We start from the raw sequence: 19,924 nt of genomic DNA, 5'->3' as shown, positions 1-19,924 counted from the left end.
AACACAACGCCGCCCTCATCTGCCTGGCCCGACGCCGCATCGACGTCCTACACGCCATGCTCCGCGACAAGACCACCTACCAGCCCCGCCCCGTCGCCGCTTGACCAAACCCATAGGGACACCCCCCGATGCCCGAGGTTCTACGCCACCCGCCCGGCGTCGAGGGCGCTACGCGTCGACACGCCGATGCGCTACGGCCACCCTCGACCCCGACGGCCACCCTCGACCCCGACCGGCCGGCGCCGATCCGGCATCGGCCGGAGGACGGCAGGAGAGCGGCCACGTCTCGGAAGACGCATGATCCTGGTCGGTTCTGTGCTGGTCATCACACCAACGTCGGCGCTGTTATGGCCTGGATCCCCTGCACCCAGCGCACACCACCGGGCGGTCTCGACGACATCGAGTGCCCCACCGCACGCTCCTCTACGTCACGGGAGAGACGGAAACCCGGCTCAACGACGTCGCCCTCATCTGCTCCAACTGCCACCGGATGATCCATCGCGTCAAGCCGTGGCTGACGGTGGAGGACCTACGCGACCTCGTAAACGCGCAGCAATTGTCAATTTGGTGGGTCAGCAACCACTCACACGCTTTCGAGTCGGGGGAGAGCTGCGGGCCGTCCTGCCCAAGACTCGAACGTCTCGCCGCACGGTCCCCTTGATCGGCCTGTGCGTGGAAGCGCTGAAGGCGCACAAGGAACGCCAGAAGGAGGAGGCGAAGCGGGCCGGTACGGGCTGGCAGGCGACCGGGTACGTGTTCACCAGCGCCACCGGCACGCCGATCGAGCCGGACAACCTGCGGCGCAGTTGGTACCCGCTGCGGGAGGCGGTCGGTCTGGGCGAGATGCGGTTTCACGATCTCCGTCACAGTTGCGTGACCCTGCTACTGGATCTCGGCGTACCGCCGCACATCGTCCGGGACATCGTGGGTCACGCGGACATCGGAGTCACCATGACGATCTACACTCACGCCTCGCTGGAGGAGAAGCGGGCCGCCCTCAAGCGGCTGGACGATCGGCTGAAATAGCCCGACGCCAGTTGCAGGGTCCCGGCCGGGACGCTGCAACTGGCGTCGGGCGCACAGACGTAGGAAAACTGTCTACTGCAGGTCCGACCGGAATACGCCGGGATGATTCAGGTTGCCCGGCGGCGGACCAGCCAGACGGTTGTGGCGATGAGCAGCACGGACAGTGCGAGCAGCCAGCCGCCCTCGATCCACTGGAAGGACCAGAATCGGCTGCCGGGCTGGTAGTTGGTCCATAGCGTGTAGCCGTGTTGGGTGAGGCACTGCGCGGGGCTGCCGGTCGCAGCGCTGCCGCGGTTCCCGTTGCAGAGCTGCTCGACGGCGTTGACGAGCTGGGAGCCCCGGGCGGGGAACGCGAACTTGCCGTCCTTGGTGTACCACTGGCTCACAGCCCACGCGGAACCGGGCAGGTCGGGTTTGTTGGTGACCAGCGGTGTCATGTAATGCTCGCGGAGGAACAGGCCAGTCGCGAGAGCGAGTCCGGCGTAGACGGCCAAGGTGGCGGCGATCGCGGGGACGACCCGGCGGATGAGCATCCCGGCCAGGGCGCCGATCGCGAAAGCTGCGAGGGTCCAGGCGGCGAACGCGATCCCGCTCAGGCCGAACAAGCGGGCTGAGAACGGGTTCGCGTAGCCCGCGGCGATGAACGGCTGGTTGTACCAGGAGGACAGCGCGCTGAATGCCCCGGCTGCGGCTGCCACCGCGACCGCCAGCGGCACCAGCTTGCCGAGCGTCCAGCGCCACCGGCCAATGCCCTGGGTCCAGGCGTACCGGAAGGTGCCGGTCTCCATCTCTCGGGCCAGCACTGGCACCCCGATGAACGCCCCGATCAGCGCCGGCACCGCTTGGAGAAAGATGCTGACGAGAACCGCGGTGGGGCCGTATCTGCCGGTGAAGTCCCCGCAGGCGAGTGAGCTTCCCGGGCGGCAGTCGGTCGCGTAGGCGTGGTGCATCTGAAGGCCGGACAGCCACAGGTACATCGCGAACGCGCCGAGGAACACGGCCACGCCGCCCAGCGCCGCACGGTGTTGCCGCCAGGTGACCCAGGCCATCCGCCGCCACGGCACCGGCCGCAGGCCGCTGTCGTGTGTCGGCCTGGCGGGCATAGTTAGCGCGGTCATCTGGTCACCTCCGTCATTGTGGTGTTCCGGCTGCGGCTCGGACCGGGCAGCGCCGCCGCGCCGGGCTCGCGCAGGTAGGCAAGGGTGAGTTCTTCCAGGCCGACCGGGTGCGCCTCCCAACCGGGCGGGACCGGATCGTCGGCGCTGGCCCGGACCAGCAGGTGGGCCTGTGCTTCGCCGCGGCGGGCGTGCACCACCGGCCGGTCGGTGTACCGGTCGGCCGCGGCGACCGGCCCGGTCAGCATCCGGTGGGCGGCGAGCAGGTCGTCGACCCCGCCGGCCATCTGCACCCGGCCTGCGGACAGCAGGACCAGGTAGTCGGCCACCCGCTCCAGTTCGGCCAGCACGTGCGAGGACAGCAGCACGGACATCCCGTCGTCGGCCGCCGCCGCCAGTACCGTGGCCATGAAGTCGTGCCGGGCGACCGGGTCCAGCATCGCCACCGGCTCATCCAGCACCAGCAGTCGTGGCCGCCGGGCCAGCGCCACCGTCAGCGCGAGCTGCGCCCGCTGCCCGCCGGAAAGCCTGCCGACCTTCCGATTCAAGGGGATGCCCAGCTCGGCCAGCCGGGCCCGCGCGTACGCTCGGTCGAAGCGCCGGTTCAGATTGCCGGTCAGGTGCAGCATGTCGTCGGCGGACAGGTTCGGGTACACCGGTGTGTCCTGGGCGACGTACGCGATGCCGTCCAGCGCCGCCGGGGACCCGGCGGGCCAGCCGCCGAGCACGGCGACGGCACCCGCGGACGGTACGGCCAGGCCGACCGTCAGGTTCAGCAGCGTGGTCTTGCCTGCGCCGTTCGGGCCGACCAGCGCGGTCACGTGCCCGGCGGGGATCGCCAGCGTGCACTCCCGCAGCGCCCAAGCGCTGCCGTACCGCTTGCCCAGGCCATGAGCCTCGACGACGTTCATGCGACGCCCTCCGTTTCGCCGCTCGCTGCGCCGCCACGCGTACGCAACCCGCTGCGGCGCTTATAGAAATCCCGCAGCGTGCTGGCGAACAGCGCCACGATCCCGTCCTGGTCGAGCCCGGCCCCGTCCGCGGTGGCCAACCAGCCCGACAGGGAGCGGCGCAACGCGGTCAGCTCTGGCAGTGCGACCTGGCTCAGCGTGGCCTGGATGAACGTGCCCTGGCCGGGCCGGCCGGCCGCCAGGCCCTTGGTCTCCAGTTCCTTGTACGCCTTCAGCACCGTGTTTGGGTTGATCGCCAGCGAGGCCACCACGTCCCTGACCTTCGGCAGCTGATCACCGTGCTTGAGGTAGCCCAGCCGTAGCGCGTGTTCCACCTGGTGCACAAGCTGCAGGTAGGTCGGTACCCCGGAGCCTGGATCCAACCGGAACTCGATCGGCGAACCCGGCGCAGGCTGTCCGGGGTCGTGCGGCGTTCTTCCTCCGCTGTGCCCGCCAGGCGGGGAAGCGGCGGCGCTGCCGTCCACTCGACCGCTGGCTCCTTTATCTATGTCCATAGGACAAGGATACAGGGGGCCGTGGTGCGCCGCCTACTGCTTGATCCTGGCGATACCGCTGTGACCGCCGCAGCCTTGCTACGACGGGGCGATCGGCCGGCACTGCGCCTGTTCGCGGCGGCGTGGCATATGGCAGATCCACGGCACGGCGACCACCTCAACGGCATCCTCAGCGGCGCACTGTTCGAACTAGCGTGTGTCACCTCGGCCGACCGCGTCCGCTTCCGGTCGACTCTTCGAGGACTGCTAGCTGATGTTGACCCGGCGGTCTGCAACGGTGCCCGAGACCTGGTCGATCGCACGGTGAGAGCCCTGCCTGACTGATCAAGCGCACCGCGCGACGAGCTGCTCCAGCCAGGCAAGCCGGAACGGTCGCCCGGGCGGTCGCCCGCCGTCGTGCTTCCGGCGATTGGCTGTCGCGCCGGCAAGCCGGCTTGCCCTCGAATACCGTGGACGCTCCCCGGCGGCGATGACGACGAGGACCAGGCCGACGCCATCCCCCGATGCCCGAGGCTCTACGCCGCCCGCCCAGTGTCACGGGCGCTTCGCGTCGGCGAGCCGATGGCCTACGGTCACCCTTGACGCCAATCGGCTGGCGAAGATCCGGCATCTATCGGGGGTTGGCAGAAGAACGGCCATGATCGAAGCTCCCGCGATCCTTCGGTGTGGGATGCGTCACCGAAAGTGCCATGGCTACCGCCATCCACAAGATCAGCGTGCCCCCGGCGTGCCTCAACGGGCAGTAAACAGAGGTCAACACCGGCCGCCAACGCGTCAAACCGAGATCTGTGAAAACAAAAACGGTGACCGGCGTTTCCGCTGGTCACCGTCTTCGTCAGCCCGGCGAAGGGTCTGGTGGGCAGGGGCGGGGTCGAACCGCCGACCTTCCGCTTTTCAGGCGGACGCTCGTACCGACTGAGCTACCTGCCCTCGGTCGCTCGGCAATCCTACCTGCCGAACGAGCGAGTCGCCGCGCGTGGTCTCACGCACGGCGACCGCGCTTGCGGTCCTGACGGGACTTGAACCCGCGACCTCCGCCTTGACAGGGCGGCGAGCACTCCAACTGCTCCACAGGACCTTGTCTGTAGCCGTTATGTTGCCATATCGGCGTTGTCGTGCCCCCAACGGGATTCGAACCCGTGCTACCGCCTTGAAAGGGCGGCGTCCTGGGCCGCTAGACGATGGGGGCGGCCCCGCAATCATCGCACATGTGCGACGGTGCGCGGTGTACCTCCCGTCCGGCCCCGCCGGAGGCTTGGAAAGCATACGTGACCGCACAACGGTCTGCAAAACGACTACCCCCTCTCGGCGACCGGACCCTCCGGTTGCCGGTCTCCTCGGCTCCCGGCCCTCCCGGGCTACCTCGGCTGCGGGGCGCGCTGGACCGGCTCGTACCCGTCGCTGGGCGGCAACGCGACCAGGCGCAGCCGGCGCTCCCGGATCAGGTACGGCAGGAGCGCCCGGTACGCCGTGACCGTGCCGGTCCGGTCGCCGCCGCCGTCGTGGGAGAGCACGATCGAGCCCGGCCGTACCCCTTGCTTGAGGATCGCGATGACGTGGTTGGCCATCGTCGGGCCGACTCCGAAGGTGGCGGTGTTCCAGTCGACCGGGTCGACGTCCCAGTCGATCGAGACCATCCCCAGCTCCGCGGCGACCCGCACCGCGGCCGGTGTCCACGCACCGCCCGGATGGCGGAAGTACCTGACCGGGACGCCGGGGGCGGCCTTGTGGATCTCGTCATTGGTTCGCTGGAGGTCGGCGCGGATCGCGTCCTTCGACCGCCGGCCGAGGGCGAGATCGTGGTTCCAGGTGTGGTTGCACAGGGTGTGCCCGTCGCGCACGATCGCCCGTACCAGGTCGGGATGCGCCCGCACGTTCTCGCCGATCAGGCAGAACGTCGCCGTCACGCCCCAGGAGCGCAGCAGGTCGAGCATCGGCATGGTCTGAGCGCCGGGCCCGTCGTCGAAGGTGAGCGCGACCCCGTCGGTGCCGGTGACCCGCACCAGCGCGCCGGGGCTGAACGTCGCGGCCGTGGGGATGGCCGCGACGGGTGACGGTACGGACGGCAGCGCGGTGGCCGTGGGTGACGTTATGGCCGGTACGGCCGGAGGTAGGCGCGCCGTACCCGTCGTCCGTGGCGGCGGCGTGGCCGGGTGGCCGGGCGGATGCCCCTGGCCGTGGGTTCGGAGCGGGGAGGAGGTCGACGCCGCCCGGTCGGTACTGCTCTCGCCCGTCCAACCGGCGAGCATGACGACGACGGCCCCGGCCAGTAACGCCGAGGCACGGTTGCGGTGCGGCGGCATGCGTACTCCAGCAAGGCTCGGGGCCGCCGACGGCGGCCGCCGCGAGGGGTCCCGGAACGGGTGGGGAGGGCAGGAGCGCTATGGCCGGTACCGCGCCGTTGAAACATGGATCGGGGAACTCGCTGCGGTTCCCGTCGGCGCGCCGCAGCGCTTCGACGGGTGTCATCGGTCGACACCCCGCCCCGCCGGAGGCCGGGTGTTCAGCCGACGGCGGCCGTGAACAGCTCGACGGCGTCGGGCAGGGTCGCGGGTACGACGACGCCGGGCGGCAGCGTGTCCGGGTCCCAGCCGGGCCCACCCGCCGCGACGACGGTCGGGCGGCCGGGCCCGGACAGCAGCCCGGACAGCTGGGCCGGGTCGGCGGTGGCGCGGGCGTGCGACCAGAGCAGTACGGCCACCGGCCCGGTGCGGCGTACCGCGGCGCGCAGGGCGTTCGGCGGTACGCGCGCTCCCAGGACCCGGGCCGGGACCCCACCGACGGCGAGCGCGGCGGCCAGGGCCTCGATCGGCAGGCTGTGCTGCTCCTCGTCGGTGCACGACAGCAGCAGCCGGACCGGGCGGTCGCGCGGTGGCCGGGCCAGGGACGCGAACACCGCCGAGACGCAGCCCGAGAGGATGTGCTCCACTTCGACCAGTTCGTCCGAGTCTGCCGCCCGCTCGCCGACCGCGGCGAGGACCGGGCACAGCACCTGGTCCCAGGCATCGACGACCCCTCGCTCGGTCACCGCGGCCGCCACCAGGTCACGCACGCCGAGGACGTCGAGGCGCAGCGCGGCCCGGCCGAGCCCGCGCGCGGCCGACCCGGCGGCGCCGAGGGCGAGGGCGTGACCGCCGCCGTCGCGGGTGGCGCCGTCCGTCGGTGCCTGTCGCGACGGCGGTGCGGAGGTGCCGGTCCGGGGCGACCGCCGGGCCCACCGGGCGGCCTCCGCCGGCGTCACACCGGCGGTCACCAACTGCTGCATCAGCACCAGGCGGGCCATGTCGTCACCGGTGTAGCGGCGGTGGTGGCCCGGCTCGTGCCCGCTCGGCCCCAGCCCGTACCGCTGGTGCCAGCTGCGCAGCGTGGTGACCGCCACACCGAGGCGGCGGGCGGCCGCTCCGGCGCTCAACAGCTCGTCGCTCACCCGTTGGGCTCCGACACCGCCGCGTCCCAGACCGCGACGACGCCGGCCAGCCAGGGCGCGTACGACCAGGGCTGTGCGGTGACGGCGCGACGCACGTCGTACGGGCAGGCCCACCGGACGGCGGCGACCTCGGCCGGGTCGGGCCGGGGCTGCTCGTCGCGGACCTCGCCGACCAGGACGTGGTCGTACTCGTGCTCCACCCGTTCGGTGACCGGGTCCAGGGCGCGGTAGACGTACACGCCGACCGGCTTGAGGGCGATCGATTCCAGGCCCAGTTCCTCGCCCAGCCGCCGGGTGGCCGCGGTGACCAGGTCCTCGCCCGGTGCGGGGTGGCCGCAGCAGGCGTTGGCCCAGCGCAGCGGGAAGCGGGTCTTGGCCTCGGCGCGCTGTTGCAGCAGCAGTCGGCCCGCGGGATCGACGAGCAGGACCGAGAACGCCCGGTGCAGTTGGCCCGGCGCGGTGTGCGCCGCGGCGACGGTGGCCGAACCGATCGCCACTCCGGCTGCGTCGACCAGTTCGACCAGCGTCTCCTCGCGGCTCATGACGTTGCTCCCGTGACACGCTCGGCGGCCAGTCGGCCGGAGATGACGACCATGGGTACGCCGACGCCCGGCTGGGTGCCGGAACCGACGAAGACGACATTGTCCAGGGTGGGGTGCAGGTTGCCGGGGCGGAACGGCCCGGTCTGGCTCAGCGTGTGCGCCGCGGCGAACGGGGTACCGGCCGCCATTCCGGCGTCGGCCCAGTCGGCCGGGGTGACCAGGTGCGACACCTCTATACCCGCGCCGAAGCCGGTGTACCCCCGCTGTTCGAGCGTGTCGACGAGGTCGCCACGGTACAGCGGCGCGGCGCCACCTCGCCAGTCGACTCGGGCCCGGACGAGGTTGGGCGCCGGTGCCAGGACGTAGTACGTGTGCCGCCCCGCCGGCGCGACCGCCGGGTCCGACCGGCTCGGGTTGGTGACGAGCAGCGACGGGTCGCTCATCAGCCGTCCCTGGTTGATGACCTCGTCGAAGGTACGCCGCCAGGCCCGTCCGAAGTGGATGTTGTGGTGGGCGATCCGCTCGTACCCTTTCGTCGACCCCACATGCAGCACCACGCACGAGGGCGAGTAGCGCAGCCGCGACAGCCGCCGGTTCGGCCGGCCGGGCAGCAGGTCGCGGTAGGCGACCGGCAGGTCCGGGTTGAGGACGACCACGTCGGCGGGGATGAAATCACCGTTGTGGACGGTCACGCCGCGGGCCCGCCCGGCGCCGGTGACCACGCCGGTGACCGTCGTGTCGTACCGGATGGTGACGCCGTGCTTCGCGGCGACGCCCGCGAGGGCCTTCGGCACCGCGTGCATACCGCCGGCCGGGAAGTAGACACCGGCGACCGTGTCGAGGTAGGAGATCACCGCGTACAGGGCGAGGGCGTCGTGCGGGGCGAGCCCGGCGTACATCGCCTGGAACGAGAAGATCCGGCGGGTACGTTCGTCCCGGAAGAACTGGTCGACCTTGGTCTTCAGCCGCCGGAAGCCGCCGCGTGCGACCAGTCGCAGCAGGTTCGCGGTGAGCAGGTCGCGCGGCGTGTCGAGGTTGCGGCCGATGAAGTCGTCGCGCTCCAGGCGCCACAGGTCACGGGTGTAGTCGACGAAGCGCAGGTACCCGTCGGCCTCCCGGGGCCCGCACACCCGGGACACCTCCCCGGCCATCCGGGCGGTGTCGGTGATCACGTCGAGGGTCGACCCGTCCGGGAAGTGCGCCCGGTAGGCCGGGTCTAGGCGGCTGAGCGGGAGCCAGTCGTCGAGGTCCTCGCCGACGCAGCCGACGAGGTCGGCCAGCAGGTCGGGCATGGTGAGCACGGTCGGGCCGGTGTCGAACGAGTACCCGTCGAGGCTGAGTTTGCCGGCACGGCCACCGGGGTAGGACTCGCGCTCCAGTACGGTCACTTCCCGGCCGGTGGCGGCCAACCGGATCGCGCAGGACAGCCCGCCGAGTCCGGCGCCGACGATCACGACCCGGCCGGTCGGGCCGGTAACGCTTCGCACGTCGTTCCTCCTCGTGGGCCGCTGGGTGGACGGCTGGCGCCGCCCTGGCCCTGCGTCGAAGCGTAGCGTAGGCTTCTCGTTGCGTCGATTTATGCGTCGTTTTGCCACGGAGATGGGTCGGTAGATGGAGCCGGGGATGGAACCACTCGCCGCGTCGTACGAGCGCTGCCGCGAGCTGCACCGCCGGCACGGCCGCAGCTACTACCTGGCCACCCGCCTCCTGCCGGCCTGGAAGCGCCGGCACGTGCACGCCCTGTACGGCTTCACCCGCCACGCCGACGAGATCGTCGACCGCACCGAAGCGCTTCCGCCCGCCGAGCGGGCCGCCCGGCTCGCTGCCTGGTCGGAGGCGTTCCTGGCCGGCCTCGACGGCGGCGACACCACCGACCCTCTCCTTCCGGCGGTGCTGCACACCATCCGCGTCTTCGGCATCGACCCGGACGACTTCCGCACGTTCCTCGCCAGCATGGCGATGGACCTGACGATCACCGGCTACGACACGTACGACGACCTGCTCGACTACATGGAGGGGTCGGCGGCGGTGATCGGGACGATGATGCTGCCGATCCTGGGGTCACCGGACCCGGTGGCCGCCCGGGAACCCGCCCGCCAGCTCGGGCTCGCGTTCCAGCTCACCAACTTCATCCGCGACGTGGCCGAGGACCTGGGCCTGGGCCGGGTCTACCTGCCGCGCGAGGACCTGGACCGGTTCGGGGTCGGCCCGGCCGACCTGGCGGCCGCGCGGGCGGCCGGCGGCCTGGCCGGCGCCGGGCCGGCCGGTGACGCGATCCGGGACCTGATCGCGTTCGAGGTGCGGCGGGCCCGCGAGCACTACGCGCTGGCCGCTCCCGGGGTGACCATGCTCGCCCCGTCGTCACAGGGGTGCATCCGGGCGGCGTACCACCTCTACGGCGGGATCCTCGACGAGGTCCGCAAGCGTGACTACGACGTGTTCGCCGGGCGGGTCCGGGTGCCGGGGTGGCGGCGCGCCGGGGCGGCGCTCGCGGCGCTCGCGACGCCGGCCGGATCGGCCGTGGCGGAAGGGTCGGTCGGTGCGGACGACCGTCGTACTGTTCACGCGTGATCTGCGGGTACACGACAACCCGGCGTTGGCCGAGACCCGCCGGTCGGCGCGGCGGCGACCAGCAGGAACGCGACGATCAACCGCGCGGCCGGCCTACGTGCGGTTGCGGGGCACCGGGGTGGCCGCGCGCATCGCGCCGAGCGCGAGCCCGAGCTGGAACCGGTTGTCCACGCCGAGGCGGCTCATCAGGCCGCCGAGCGCATAGCCGACGGTGCGCCGGCTGAGGTCGAGCTCGCGGGCGGCGGTCTCGTCGGTGTGCCCTTGCGCGAGCAGTTCGACGATCGCCCGCTCCCGGGGCGTGAGCGCGATCGGCGGCGCGTCCTCGTGCTGGCCGCCGTTCAGCGTCTCCAACATCGGCGGGGTGGGCTGGTGCGGTATCCAGCGCCGGCTGTCGCTGCCTGGGCGGTCGGGACCGCCCGGGCGGGGGCATGGTGGGCCCAGGTGGACCTGGGCGGTTGGCGGTGCGGGCTCGGGTGGCGGCGGTGACGGTGTCGTCGCTGGGTCCATGGCGCGTGGCGTCCTCGGCGGCGGTGCGCTCGGTTCGGCGGCCCGGCCCCGGAGGGCGGGCGGCCCGAGCGGGCGGGTGCGGTGGCCGTGCAGTAGCCGGACGACCTGGTTGGGTTGGCGGGCGGCCCAGACGGCCCGGCCGGTTGTCTTGGGCGCGCGGCGGGAGGGCGACGTGACCCGCCGGATGGCGCCCGCGTGGGCCAGTTCGCGCATCGCTTCACGGACCCGTTCGTGAGCCATCCCCAGCTCGTGGGCGAGTTGGCTCTCTCGTGCCGTGTCCAGCGACACCAGGGTGCGGTAGACGAGGTCAGCGTCGGGCGACAGTCCCCAGCGGACCAGGGACGGCAAGGCGCTGCCCATACGAGCGGCAAAGCGGTGGGTATCCATCAGCTCCCCGTGAATGCACCGGACCGGACCGAAAGCCACTCAACTATTCACCATCGGTAAGGGCAACGTGTCGTACCGTGATTGCCAGATGATGCAAGATCCTGCGATAAAGTTGCGCGGCGCATCCGGACCGCCATCGGCGTCGGCCGTTTGGACGCGCCGCGGTGCCCCGCGGCGTCGTCGACCGGAGTTCGACCCGGACATCGGCCGGCCTCAACTGGTGGGGTACTGGCACGCCGCCCGCCCGGCCGCCGTCAGCTCCCGCCGGTCGAGGGGCGGGTGTTGCTCCGACGCGGTGAGCGGGTCGAGACGTACCGCCTTGACGTCCACCACGTCGGTGGGGTCGTCCCCACCCAGGCAGGCCGTGGCGGCGACGACGGCCTGGCCGCCGGCCGCCGCGGCGGTCGCGGGCGCGCCGGCCAGGGCGACCGTGAACAGTCCGTCCTTCGCCGCGGTGAAGCCGACCTGCTTCCACTCGCGAGTGCCGTCCCGGCCGGGTGTCTGCCCGTAGGACACCGCGAAGCCGACGAGGTCGAGGTTGGCACCGGTGGCCGACAGCACCATCCCGCCCGGCCGGTCCGGGTCGGCGCTGACCGCCAGGGCGACCGCGTCGGGGCTGGGCCGGTCGTGCTCGCAGCGGGACGGCTTCACCGTCTCCGGCGGGTTGCCGTGCACGACCGCGGACGAGACGACATTGCCGTCCTCGAGCTTGAACCAGCGCACGTCCGGGACCTCGCCGGTCGCGTCGTACACCATCTGACCCAGGCAGTACCCGGTGAACCCGACCACGCAGTTGGTCGGGATCATGTACGGGGACGGTTGGTCGCGCGCCGCGCCGGTGCGCGCCCGCGCCCCCGGCCCGTACGTCGTGGCGGTGAACGCCGGGTGGCGGGGCAGCTTCGGGCAGGACCCGGCTGTCGGGGACGCCGTACCCGCCGGCTGCTGGTGTCGGGGCCAGCGCGCCTCCCCGATACCGACGGCGGCGGTCACCGCGACGGCCGCCGTCGACGCGATGACGGCACGCCGCCGCCACCGCGGCCGGGCCGACGCGCCGGGCCGCGGAGGGTCGGAAAGGGGCGGCGGCACCGGCGGGCCCGGGTGGTCCACCGGGGTGGCGGCCGGCTCTGCCGCCTGGGTCGAGGCGGTGGCCGGCTCTGCCGCATCCGGCGGCGTGGTGGCCGGTTCCGGCAGGTCCGCGGGGGTGCCGGCCAGTTCCGGCGGTCCGGCGGCGCGGCGGTCGGACAGTTCCGTGTCGAGTTCGTACCAGCGCCGGCGCCATTCGTCGACGTCGCCGCCGCAGGCCCCGACGTACGCCAGCACGACCTCCAGGGTCGGCTTGCGCAGGCCGCCGGCGGCCTCGGACAACGTGGTGGCGCTGTAGCCGGCGGTCTTGGCGAGTGCCCGGTACGTCGGGTTGCCCGCCTCGGCGCGCGCCTTCCGCAGTTCGTAGGCGAACCTCTGCAGCGGCCCGGCCGCCGGGTCCACCGCTCGCTCATGACGGGCCACGGCTGTCCCCTCCCATCGACGTAACCGTTCGTCGATGGGATCGTGCCAGGTCCGCTCAATCCTATATAGACGTACCGTCCTGACGCTCATTGAGCCACGTCACGCCGGCGGCCGGATGGCGAGGTGGGTGGGGCGCGCACACCGCGCGACCCACCCACCCGCATCAGCCGATGACCCGCACGACCTCCGCGTGCGAGCCGTACACCGCGGTCTCGTGGACGCTGCCCGTACCCCGCGGCGGGGCCGCCTCCAGCATCTGGTCGTTGCCGAGGTAGATCGCCACGTGCGTGGAGACCCCGCCGGAGTACCAGAAGATCAGGTCGCCGGGCTGGCGTTGGCTGTACGGCAGGTGCCGGCCGGCGTTCTCCTGGCTGCCCGTGTTCGGGCCGATGTCGATGCCGGCGCCCTTCCAGAAGGCGTAGAGCGTGTAGCCGGAGCAGTCGAAGCCGTACACGTTGTAGTCGTAGTACCCGCCCGGGCTCGGCGAGCTGATCCCGCAGGACGGGCCACCCTTGCCGCCACCGCCCCACGAGTAGCTCAGACCCTTGCCCGTCATCGACCGCGCGGCCGAGATGACCCGGTTGACGCGCTCGGTCGCGGTACCCGCGGTCGAGCCGGCCGGGCCGCCGATGCGACCGTGACCGTCGCTGCAGTCCCCGGCCGAGCCGCCGCCACCGCCCGGACCGCCGGACGGCGGGTCGTTGTCGCAGCGCGGCATGTTGGACAGGAACCCGTCGGTGCCGGTCTTGAGGTAGTAGTCGGCGACCCACAGGTTGTCGGTGGTCTTGTTCCAGATGTACGAGCCGTACGCGTAGGAGCCGTACGCCTGGCAGGTGATGTACACGGTGCTGCCGGCCGGGTACGTCTTGACCTCGGTGGCCGACGTGGACTTCGCGCTGCGGCCGGCCAGGTCCACCTTGGCCGGGTACCCGCCGCCGCTGCCGGACGTGTCGTCATCACCGGAGCAGCGCGGTACGCCCGGGGTGAAGCTGTCGTAGCCGGTCTTGAGGTAGTGGTCGGCGACCCACAGGTTGTCGGTGGTCTTGTCCCAGATGTTGGAGCCGTACGCGTTGGCCCCGATCGCCTGGCAGGTGATGTACACGGTGCTGTCGGCCGGGTACGTCTTCACCTCGCGCGCCGAGGTGGACTTCGCGTCCCGCCCGGCCAGGTCCACCTTCGCCTTGAAACCGAACCGGCTGGGCGTCGAGGACGAGCAGCGGGCGACGCCCGGCACGAACCCGTCGTAGCCGGTCTTCACGTACGCGTCCGGCACGTACACGCCGTCGCCGGTCTTGTCCCAGATCGTCGACCCGTATGCCGCGTCGCCCGAGGTCTGGCACACGACGGTGACCCAGTTGCCGGCGGTGTACATGTTCTCCTGCACCAGCCGCGCGCTCAGCGACGGTCCAGCGCGCCCGTTCAGGTCCGCCTTCGCCAGGAACTGGTGCCCGTCCTGGCCGAGGTCGCTACAGCGCGGCACGCCCGTCGCGAACCCGTCGTAGCCGGTCTTCACGTACGCGTCCGGGACCCAGACGTTGTCCGTGGTCTTGTCCCAGATCGTGGAGCCGTAGGCCATGCCGCCCCGGTCCTGACAGGTCACCGTGACCGGCTTGCCGGCCAGGTACATGTTCTCCTTCACCACGTTCGCGTCCAGCGACGCGCCGTCCCGTCCGTTGAGGTCGGCCTTGGCCGTGAACGTGGTCGCGGCACTCGCCGCGGGGGCGGTCAGCCCCATCCACGCGGCCTGGCCGGCGACCGCGAGTACCGCGGTGGCCAGACTGGCCGCCAGTCGACGATGCAATGCGCTCTCCTTTGTGGGGTACGGATTTCCGGGGGTCAGGGTTGGGCGGCGACCCACTGCTCGCCCGCGACGTCCGCCTTCGCGGTCGGGATCTCGTCCGGCGCCGGCCGCGGCCCGGTGGTACCGGGCGTTCTGCGGTCGCCGTAGGTCCTGATCGGACATCGCGGCGGGGCGCCCCCGGCGGCCGGGCTCCGCCGCCCGCCACCGGCCGGCATCCCGGCAGCGGACGACGAGGCCATCAGCAGTGGTGGTTGACGTGGAACGAGTTCATGGTGTCGTTGGCGAGGAGCCCGTTGCTCAGCCGGATGTCGGCGAAGTCCGGCGCCGAGCCACCGGTGGGGACCTCGAAGCAGGAGGCCCGGTGGCCGGAGTTGTAGATGCGGGCGTAGCCGGTCTTGCGCGTCGCGGCGGAGGCCGCCACGGCCGGCGCCACGCCGATCGCGAGCGCCGCCGCCGCGCCGATCGCGAGCGCCGCCGGTTTCTTGGCGAACCCCCGCGCGGCCGGAGCGTTGGTCAACTGTCTCCCCGTTCGTCGGGTGGTGCGGCCCGCCGGTGCGTGCCGCCCCTCGTTGGTACGCGTAGCGGGCGTTGTCCGGGACCCGGCCGGGGACGGATCAATCAACACCGGTCATCGGCCGGGCTGCCGATCAATGACCGGTCAACCGGTACGGGCCGGTCAGCGCGCGGTTCGGCGGCACGGTTCGGCGGCACGGATCGACGGCGCGGTTCGGCGGCGCGGTTCGGCGGCGCGGAGAGTGGCGCGGGCCTCGGGGTGAAGCAGGGCGCGTCGGGGTAATGCACGGGCATGGAGCAGTTCACGATCGCAACCGTCGCCGAGCAGAGCCCCGACTTCCGCCGGGTCCTGTGGACCGGCCAGCACACCCAGTTGGTCATCATGACGATTCCGCCGGGCGGCGAGATCGGCGAGGAGGTCCACCCGGACACCGACCAGATCCTGACGTTCGTCAGTGGCGTCGCCGAGGCGACCGTCGACGGCGAGACGAAGAAGGTGACCCAGGGCGACCTGGTCGTCGTACCGGCCGGCGCCCGGCACAACTTCGTCAACGCCGGACCGAACCCGCTGGTGCTCTACACCGTCTACGGGCCACCCGAGCACGCCGACGGGGTGGTGCACAAGACCAAGGACGAGGCCGACGCGGCCGAGGAGGCCGGCTTGGACCAGCCGCCGACGCCCGCGTGACCTGCCCTGCCGGGGCCCGTCACGATCGGTAGCGTACGGGGCATGGACGGCGAAACCATGGTCGGCTTCGGTCCCAAGCAGGCGTGGCTTGCGGTACGTGATGGCGACCCGGCGGCGGTCGCGGCGGCGCTGGGCCTGCGCGACCTGGGGCCGGCGTCGTGGCGCAACGGGATCGACCTGGCGTACCTGACCGACGACCGGCTGGTGCTCACCCCGCCGCTGCCCGGTGCCGCCCAGGCCCGGTGGCTGCTCGTCGCCGGCCGGTGGCTGCTGCGCACCGCCGGCACCCTGGACGTCGCTGCCCTGTCCGCCACCCTCGGTACCGAGGTGCAGTTCTTCGCCACCTACCGGGTGTCGGAGCTGCACCGGTGGCAGCGCGCCGTCGACGGCGTCCTGGTGCGCTCGTTCGAGTACGTCGGCGAGACCGGGGAGGTCACCGAGTGGCGGGGTGCGCCCGACGACACCGAGGTGACCATCGGCCTGCCGGCCGTACCGGACGAGGACGCCGACATTCTGGTGTCCGAGGACGACGTGATGCGGCTGGCCCGCGCCTGGAGCGTCGACCCGACGGCGCTGGACGGCCAGCCCGCACCCGGCCCGCTCCGCGCGGCGGCCGTCAGCTGAGGCCCGCACCGTGGTCAACGGCCGACCCGCGCAGGTGGGCATCCGGCCGGACGCCCACCTGCGCGTCGTGCGCGCTGCCGAGCAGCCGGTACACCGGCCCGTACCGCACGGGCCGGTGCGCCAGGAACTCCTCGGCCGCGGTCGTCACGCCGTCGGGGCCTGGGCTCGGGTCGTCACCGCCAACCGGTTCCACACGTTGATGGTCGCAATCGCGACGACGAGGTTGGCCACCTCGTCCCGGGACCAGTGCGCGAGCGCGCCGTTCCAGACGTCGTCGGGTACGCCGTGCTCGCCGAGCCGGGTGACCGCGTCGGTCAGCGCCAGCGCGGCCCGCTCCCGCTCGGTGAAGAACGGCGCCTCCCGCCAGGCGGCGACCGCGAACAGCCGGCGGCTGTCCTCGCCGGCGGCCAGGGCGTCCCGGCTGTGCATGTCCACGCAGAAGGCGCAGCCGTTCAGTATCGAGGCGCGCAGCTTGACCAGCTCGAGGACGGTGTGGTCCACGTTTTCCCGGATGTAGCGTTCCAGGCCGATGACCGCCTGGTACGCCCCGGCGGGGAATTCGCTGATGCTCATTCGTTCGCTCATGCCACAACGACGGGTATGCCGTCCGCGGCGTGACAGTCGGGTGGTGTGACGGGTGCCATACCCCTGCCGCTCCCGCCGACCACCGGCCAGTTTCTTCCGGTGACCGGCGGGTAGCCAGACCGGGCCGCAACCGGCGGGAGGAGGCCGGAGATGAGCTACGCGCAGTTCATCGAGAAGGTGTCCGAGCGGATGGGCGGCTCGTTGGGGGAGGCGGAGGCCGTCACCTGGGCGACCCTCGTGACGCTCGCGGAGCGGATCACCGGCGGAGAGGCCCACGACCTGGCGGCGCAACTGCCCAAGCAGCTTCAGCCGTTCCTGGAGGCGAAGGACGAGCCGGCCGAAGCGCTCGACCTGAACGAGTTCAACCGACGGGTGAGCCTGCGCGCCGGCGTGGACCGGTCCACCGCGGCAAACGGCGTCCAAACGGTGTTCCAGACCCTGCACGGCGCGGTCAGCGGCGCCGAGCTCGAGGGTGTCCTGGCGCAGCTGCCCAAGGAGTTCCAGAACCTCGTGCCGGCCGTGGCCAGGCGCCGGTGACGAGGCCGGTCAGGCACCGGTGACGAGCGCGCCGGGCCGCGTCAGGGCGACGGCTGCCGGGGCCACGGCACCGTGGCCGCCCCGTCGCCCGACCGCCCCGCCGCCATCGCGCGCAGTTTGGCCAGCAGCTCGCTGCGGCTGCCGCAGTTGAGGCGCTGCCGGATCCGGGCGACATGGTGCTCGACCGTCTTGGCCGAGATGAACAGGCGGTCCCCGATCTGCTTGTACGTCATGCCGGCGAGGACGAGGTCCGCCACCTCCTGCTCGCGCTCGCTGAGCCGGCTGTCGGCCGGTTCGGCGACGGCGTCCGCCACCTGTGCCGCCGCCGGTTGCGCCGGCTGCCCCGCCGACCGGGGGCCGGTCGGCCGCCCCTGCAACATCCGCGCGCAGTCCAGCAGCGCGGTCATGGCCCGGCGGTCCGACGTCCGGATCGCCGCCTGCCCCGCCAGCCGGGCGCCGTCCCAGGACAGCCCCGCGCTGTGCAGGCCACGGGCGGCCGCCTCCACCTTCACCGGGTCGACGGCTCCGTACAGCACCTCGACCCAGCTCTCCGCCGCGACGGCGACCACCGACCCGTACCGGGTGTGTCCGACCGCAGCGGCCAGGGCCCGCACGTGGTCGTCGACCGCCGCTGGCTCCTCGGCCTGGATCGCGGCGTGCAGGGAGCTCCAGTGCAGGGGCGTCGCCCACAGCGTGGGGTTGCCCAGCCGCTCCAGCAGCGCGCGGGCGTCCCCCAGGTACGGCATCAGCGCGCCCAGGTCGCCCAGGCGGGCCGCCGCGATGGCGAACTCGCCCAGAGGCAGCAGGGTGAACAGGTCCACCGGGTGCCGTACGACCGCCTCGCGCGCGTGCCCCCAGCCGCGCTGGAGCGCCGCCAGGTCGCTGTTGCGCCGGGCGATGCCCATCTCCAGCGCGGTCGCGAAGAGCAGGTCCCGCGATTCGAGTGGGCCGCCCGTGGCGGTGACCGTCGCGAGGGTGTGCGCGGCAGCGGCGGTACGTCCCCGCATCATCTGGATCCAGGCCTGGAGCAGCCGGTGCCGCCGGGACATCAGCACGCCGCCCATCCGCGCGGCGACCGCCCGGTCGAGGACCCGTTCGGCGATGTCGAACTCGCCGCAGTGCACCGCCACCAGTGCGGCGAGCGCCGCCGGGCTGTCGGGCAGCAGCGCCGCCCGTCCCGCCGGCTCCAGCAGCGCCGACGCCTGGACCAGCGCCGACAGCGCGGTGGTCGGCGAGCCGGCCAGGGTCTCCCGGACCCCGCGGGCCATCAGCAGCGCCGCGCTGGCCAGCAGCGTCGGCGGGCCGTCCGCGGCCCGGTTGGCCAGCAGCCGGTCGAACTCCTCCGGGTACCCGGTGCCCAGGTACCCGATGGTGGCGAACGCGACCGACGACGCCGTGCCCGACCAGCGGTACAGCTCGGCGCCGCGGCCTATGTGCCCGCGGTGGGTCAGCGCCACGGCCGCCACCGCCGCCCCGTCCGCGCGCTCCGGTGAGCTGTTCGCGGCGATCAGCCGGTCGGACAGGCGCAGTGCCGAGTCGAGGTCACCGGCGAGCGCCGCCGCCACCGCCTGGCGGGCCACGGTCGGCCGGCCGGCGGCGGCAGCGGCGGCGAAGAGGTCGGCCGCGAGCGCCGGCTCCTCGGTCAGCGCCTCGTCACCGGCCGCCTCGTACACCGCGGCGAGGGAGCCGCCCGCGACGCCGGCGCCCAGCAGCGCGCGCCCCAACGGCAGGAGCGGCGCGCCGCGCCGCGCCTGGAGTTCGGCCAGCCGCTGCCACACCGCGACCCGGTACGTCGCGGGGCTGAGCGCGGCGACCGCCCGCCGCACGATCGGGGGTACCCGGTCGTCGGGGCCGAGCAGGCCGGCCGCCCGGGCCGCCTTGACGATCTCGTCGACCGCGTCCGGATCCTTCTCCAGCAGCGTGCTGAGCAGGTGGACCGGTAGGTCCACGCCGGTCGCGGCGGCCAGCAGCAACCGCCGGACGTCGTCGTCGAGGTCCTCCAGGTCCGCGCCGAACTGGATCACCGCGGCCTGGGGCGCCTCGGCCGGCAGGGTGCCGGCCGGGCCGGCCGCTCCGTCCGGGCCGAGCGCCCGCGCCAGCCGGTCGACGAACCGCGGCACCCCGCCGGTCTGGGCGTGCACGAACGCCACCGTCGTCGGCGGCGGCTCGCCGCCGAACGCCAGCGCGAGGTACGCGGCGGTCTGCTCCTCGGTGAACGGGCAGAGCACCAGCGGCGACCGGTCCCGCTTCAGCACCTCCGACAGGTCGGCCAGCGCCGGCGGGCGCGGCCACGGCCGGTACGCGACCGCGAGCCGGTGCCGCCGCGCCTCGGCCAGCCGCCGCAACGCGTCCAGCCGCACCGCGTCGAGCAGGTGCGCGTCGTCGACGAGCAGGACGCTGTCCTCACCGACCGGCTCCGCGCCGGCACGCCATCCGTTGACCACGGTGACGCCGGCCCGCCGGTAGGCGCGGGCCAGCTCGCGGAGGACGACGCTCTTGCCGTACCCACCCGGCGCGTGGATGCCGATGCTCACCGGAGCATGCGGATTCGCGTCGACCGCATCGAGGAGCGCCTGGCTCTGCTGGTCGAGCACGAGGCGGGGTTCGGCGGCGGTGTGCGACGTCAAGAG

19 protein-coding genes and 3 tRNA genes are annotated in these 19,924 nt (G+C 72.7%); 5 read left to right on the top strand and 17 right to left on the bottom strand.

The features are described from left to right. Positions 1–186 precede the first annotated feature (186 nt). A complete protein-coding gene (locus ACNTMW_RS23295; RefSeq protein ID WP_426635886.1) occupies positions 187–1,026 on the top strand; it encodes a site-specific integrase in 840 nt (279 codons plus the stop codon). Between the two features lie 107 nt (positions 1,027–1,133). Here ACNTMW_RS23295 and ACNTMW_RS23290 read toward each other — a convergent pair whose 3' ends face one another. From ACNTMW_RS23290 to crtI, 10 genes are all read right to left on the bottom strand, one after another. Next, entirely contained in the window at positions 1,134–2,144 is a 1,011-nt protein-coding gene (locus ACNTMW_RS23290) for an ABC transporter permease subunit (RefSeq protein ID WP_426635885.1), read from the bottom strand. Then, positions 2,141–3,052 (bottom strand): ABC transporter ATP-binding protein, encoded by a 912-nt coding sequence (locus ACNTMW_RS23285; protein WP_426635884.1) that lies wholly within the window; start codon positions 3,050–3,052, stop codon positions 2,141–2,143. Before ACNTMW_RS23285 ends, ACNTMW_RS23290 begins: the two co-directional genes overlap by 4 nt. Further along, positions 3,049–3,474 (bottom strand): GntR family transcriptional regulator, encoded by a 426-nt coding sequence (locus ACNTMW_RS23280; RefSeq protein WP_426635883.1) that lies wholly within the window; start codon positions 3,472–3,474, stop codon positions 3,049–3,051. The genes ACNTMW_RS23285 and ACNTMW_RS23280 overlap by 4 nt, the downstream gene beginning before the upstream one ends. A gap of 985 nt (positions 3,475–4,459) precedes the next feature. Further along, a tRNA-Phe gene (locus ACNTMW_RS23275) sits at positions 4,460–4,536 on the bottom strand. Between the two features lie 74 nt (positions 4,537–4,610). Further along, positions 4,611–4,684: transfer RNA gene (locus ACNTMW_RS23270), tRNA-Asp, on the bottom strand. Between the two features lie 38 nt (positions 4,685–4,722). Further along, a tRNA-Glu gene (locus ACNTMW_RS23265) sits at positions 4,723–4,795 on the bottom strand. 169 nt (positions 4,796–4,964) lie between these two features. Next, positions 4,965–5,909: a polysaccharide deacetylase family protein gene (locus ACNTMW_RS23260; RefSeq protein ID WP_426635882.1), complete on the bottom strand. Its 945-nt coding sequence runs from the start codon at positions 5,907–5,909 to the stop codon at positions 4,965–4,967. A gap of 200 nt (positions 5,910–6,109) precedes the next feature. Then, a complete protein-coding gene (locus ACNTMW_RS23255; protein ID WP_426635881.1) occupies positions 6,110–7,033 on the bottom strand; it encodes a MerR family transcriptional regulator in 924 nt (307 codons plus the stop codon). Then, on the bottom strand, positions 7,030–7,575 hold the full coding sequence (gene idi, locus ACNTMW_RS23250) for an isopentenyl-diphosphate Delta-isomerase (protein ID WP_426635880.1): 546 nt from the start codon (positions 7,573–7,575) through the stop codon (positions 7,030–7,032). The genes ACNTMW_RS23255 and idi overlap by 4 nt, the downstream gene beginning before the upstream one ends. After that, complete coding sequence (crtI, locus tag ACNTMW_RS23245) at positions 7,572–9,062, bottom strand: phytoene desaturase family protein (RefSeq protein WP_426635879.1); 1,491 nt, start codon at positions 9,060–9,062, stop codon at positions 7,572–7,574. The genes idi and crtI overlap by 4 nt, the downstream gene beginning before the upstream one ends. Positions 9,063–9,198: 136 nt before the next feature. On the opposite strand from crtI, the gene ACNTMW_RS23240 reads away from it, so the two are divergent. After that, positions 9,199–10,146, top strand: coding sequence for a phytoene/squalene synthase family protein (locus ACNTMW_RS23240; protein ID WP_426635878.1), 948 nt, complete (start codon positions 9,199–9,201; stop codon positions 10,144–10,146). A 93-nt stretch (positions 10,147–10,239) separates the two neighbouring features. Here the strand turns inward: ACNTMW_RS23240 and ACNTMW_RS23235 are convergent, their stop codons facing one another. The 4 genes from ACNTMW_RS23235 to ACNTMW_RS23220 all read right to left on the bottom strand — a co-directional run bounded on the left by ACNTMW_RS23235 (position 10,240) and on the right by ACNTMW_RS23220 (position 14,864). Continuing rightward, positions 10,240–11,013: a helix-turn-helix domain-containing protein gene (locus tag ACNTMW_RS23235; protein ID WP_426635877.1), complete on the bottom strand. Its 774-nt coding sequence runs from the start codon at positions 11,011–11,013 to the stop codon at positions 10,240–10,242. A 240-nt stretch (positions 11,014–11,253) separates the two neighbouring features. Beyond that, positions 11,254–12,546, bottom strand: a complete 1,293-nt coding sequence (locus ACNTMW_RS23230) for a helix-turn-helix domain-containing protein (protein ID WP_426635876.1) — start codon at positions 12,544–12,546, stop codon at positions 11,254–11,256. A 163-nt stretch (positions 12,547–12,709) separates the two neighbouring features. Beyond that, positions 12,710–14,347, bottom strand: a complete 1,638-nt coding sequence (locus ACNTMW_RS23225; RefSeq protein WP_426635875.1) for a C40 family peptidase — start codon at positions 14,345–14,347, stop codon at positions 12,710–12,712. Positions 14,348–14,585: 238 nt separating this feature from the next. Continuing rightward, positions 14,586–14,864 carry a hypothetical protein gene (locus tag ACNTMW_RS23220; protein ID WP_426635874.1) on the bottom strand — a complete coding sequence of 93 codons (279 nt, stop codon included), beginning with the start codon at positions 14,862–14,864 and terminating at the stop codon, positions 14,586–14,588. 288 nt (positions 14,865–15,152) lie between these two features. Between ACNTMW_RS23220 and ACNTMW_RS23215 the strand changes: the two genes are divergently transcribed. Then, positions 15,153–15,548: a cupin domain-containing protein gene (locus ACNTMW_RS23215; RefSeq protein ID WP_426635873.1), complete on the top strand. Its 396-nt coding sequence runs from the start codon at positions 15,153–15,155 to the stop codon at positions 15,546–15,548. Between the two features lie 42 nt (positions 15,549–15,590). Continuing rightward, positions 15,591–16,172, top strand: a complete 582-nt coding sequence (locus ACNTMW_RS23210) for a hypothetical protein (RefSeq protein ID WP_426635872.1) — start codon at positions 15,591–15,593, stop codon at positions 16,170–16,172. On the opposite strand, the gene ACNTMW_RS23205 is transcribed toward ACNTMW_RS23210, so the two are convergent. Both ACNTMW_RS23205 and ACNTMW_RS23200 read right to left on the bottom strand, forming a co-directional pair. Further along, the gene (locus ACNTMW_RS23205) at positions 16,165–16,320 is read right to left on the bottom strand and encodes a hypothetical protein (protein WP_426635871.1); all 156 of its coding nucleotides are present in this window, start codon (positions 16,318–16,320) and stop codon (positions 16,165–16,167) included. The genes ACNTMW_RS23210 and ACNTMW_RS23205 overlap by 8 nt on opposite strands. Then, a complete protein-coding gene (locus tag ACNTMW_RS23200) occupies positions 16,317–16,745 on the bottom strand; it encodes a carboxymuconolactone decarboxylase family protein (RefSeq protein ID WP_426635870.1) in 429 nt (142 codons plus the stop codon). The genes ACNTMW_RS23205 and ACNTMW_RS23200 overlap by 4 nt, the downstream gene beginning before the upstream one ends. A gap of 162 nt (positions 16,746–16,907) precedes the next feature. On the opposite strand from ACNTMW_RS23200, the gene ACNTMW_RS23195 reads away from it, so the two are divergent. Continuing rightward, entirely contained in the window at positions 16,908–17,294 is a 387-nt protein-coding gene (locus tag ACNTMW_RS23195; protein ID WP_426635869.1) for a DUF2267 domain-containing protein, read from the top strand. Positions 17,295–17,335: 41 nt separating this feature from the next. Here the strand turns inward: ACNTMW_RS23195 and ACNTMW_RS23190 are convergent, their stop codons facing one another. Then, positions 17,336–19,921 (bottom strand): helix-turn-helix transcriptional regulator, encoded by a 2,586-nt coding sequence (locus ACNTMW_RS23190; RefSeq protein ID WP_426635868.1) that lies wholly within the window; start codon positions 19,919–19,921, stop codon positions 17,336–17,338. Between the last annotated feature and the right edge of the window lie 3 nt (positions 19,922–19,924).

The organism is Planosporangium spinosum (assembly GCF_049999945.1).
Classification (GTDB): Bacteria; Actinomycetota; Actinomycetes; order Mycobacteriales; family Micromonosporaceae; genus Planosporangium; species Planosporangium spinosum.
Note: the sequence above shows the minus strand (reverse complement) of the source record. Positions and strands in the feature narration are given on the sequence as shown.

Coding starts and splice junctions, on each gene's coding strand:
- ACNTMW_RS23200 (WP_426635870.1), bottom strand. CDS start 16,745: ATGAGCATCAGCGAATTCCCCGCCGGGGCGTACCAGGCGGTCATCGGC.
- ACNTMW_RS23295 (WP_426635886.1), top strand. CDS start 187: ATGCGCTACGGCCACCCTCGACCCCGACGGCCACCCTCGACCCCGACC.
- ACNTMW_RS23285 (WP_426635884.1), bottom strand. CDS start 3,052: ATGAACGTCGTCGAGGCTCATGGCCTGGGCAAGCGGTACGGCAGCGCT.
- ACNTMW_RS23290 (WP_426635885.1), bottom strand. CDS start 2,144: ATGACCGCGCTAACTATGCCCGCCAGGCCGACACACGACAGCGGCCTG.
- ACNTMW_RS23240 (WP_426635878.1), top strand. CDS start 9,199: ATGGAACCACTCGCCGCGTCGTACGAGCGCTGCCGCGAGCTGCACCGC.
- ACNTMW_RS23260 (WP_426635882.1), bottom strand. CDS start 5,909: ATGCCGCCGCACCGCAACCGTGCCTCGGCGTTACTGGCCGGGGCCGTC.
- ACNTMW_RS23215 (WP_426635873.1), top strand. CDS start 15,153: ATGGAGCAGTTCACGATCGCAACCGTCGCCGAGCAGAGCCCCGACTTC.
- ACNTMW_RS23210 (WP_426635872.1), top strand. CDS start 15,591: ATGGACGGCGAAACCATGGTCGGCTTCGGTCCCAAGCAGGCGTGGCTT.
- ACNTMW_RS23195 (WP_426635869.1), top strand. CDS start 16,908: ATGAGCTACGCGCAGTTCATCGAGAAGGTGTCCGAGCGGATGGGCGGC.
- idi (WP_426635880.1), bottom strand. CDS start 7,575: ATGAGCCGCGAGGAGACGCTGGTCGAACTGGTCGACGCAGCCGGAGTG.
- ACNTMW_RS23235 (WP_426635877.1), bottom strand. CDS start 11,013: ATGGGCAGCGCCTTGCCGTCCCTGGTCCGCTGGGGACTGTCGCCCGAC.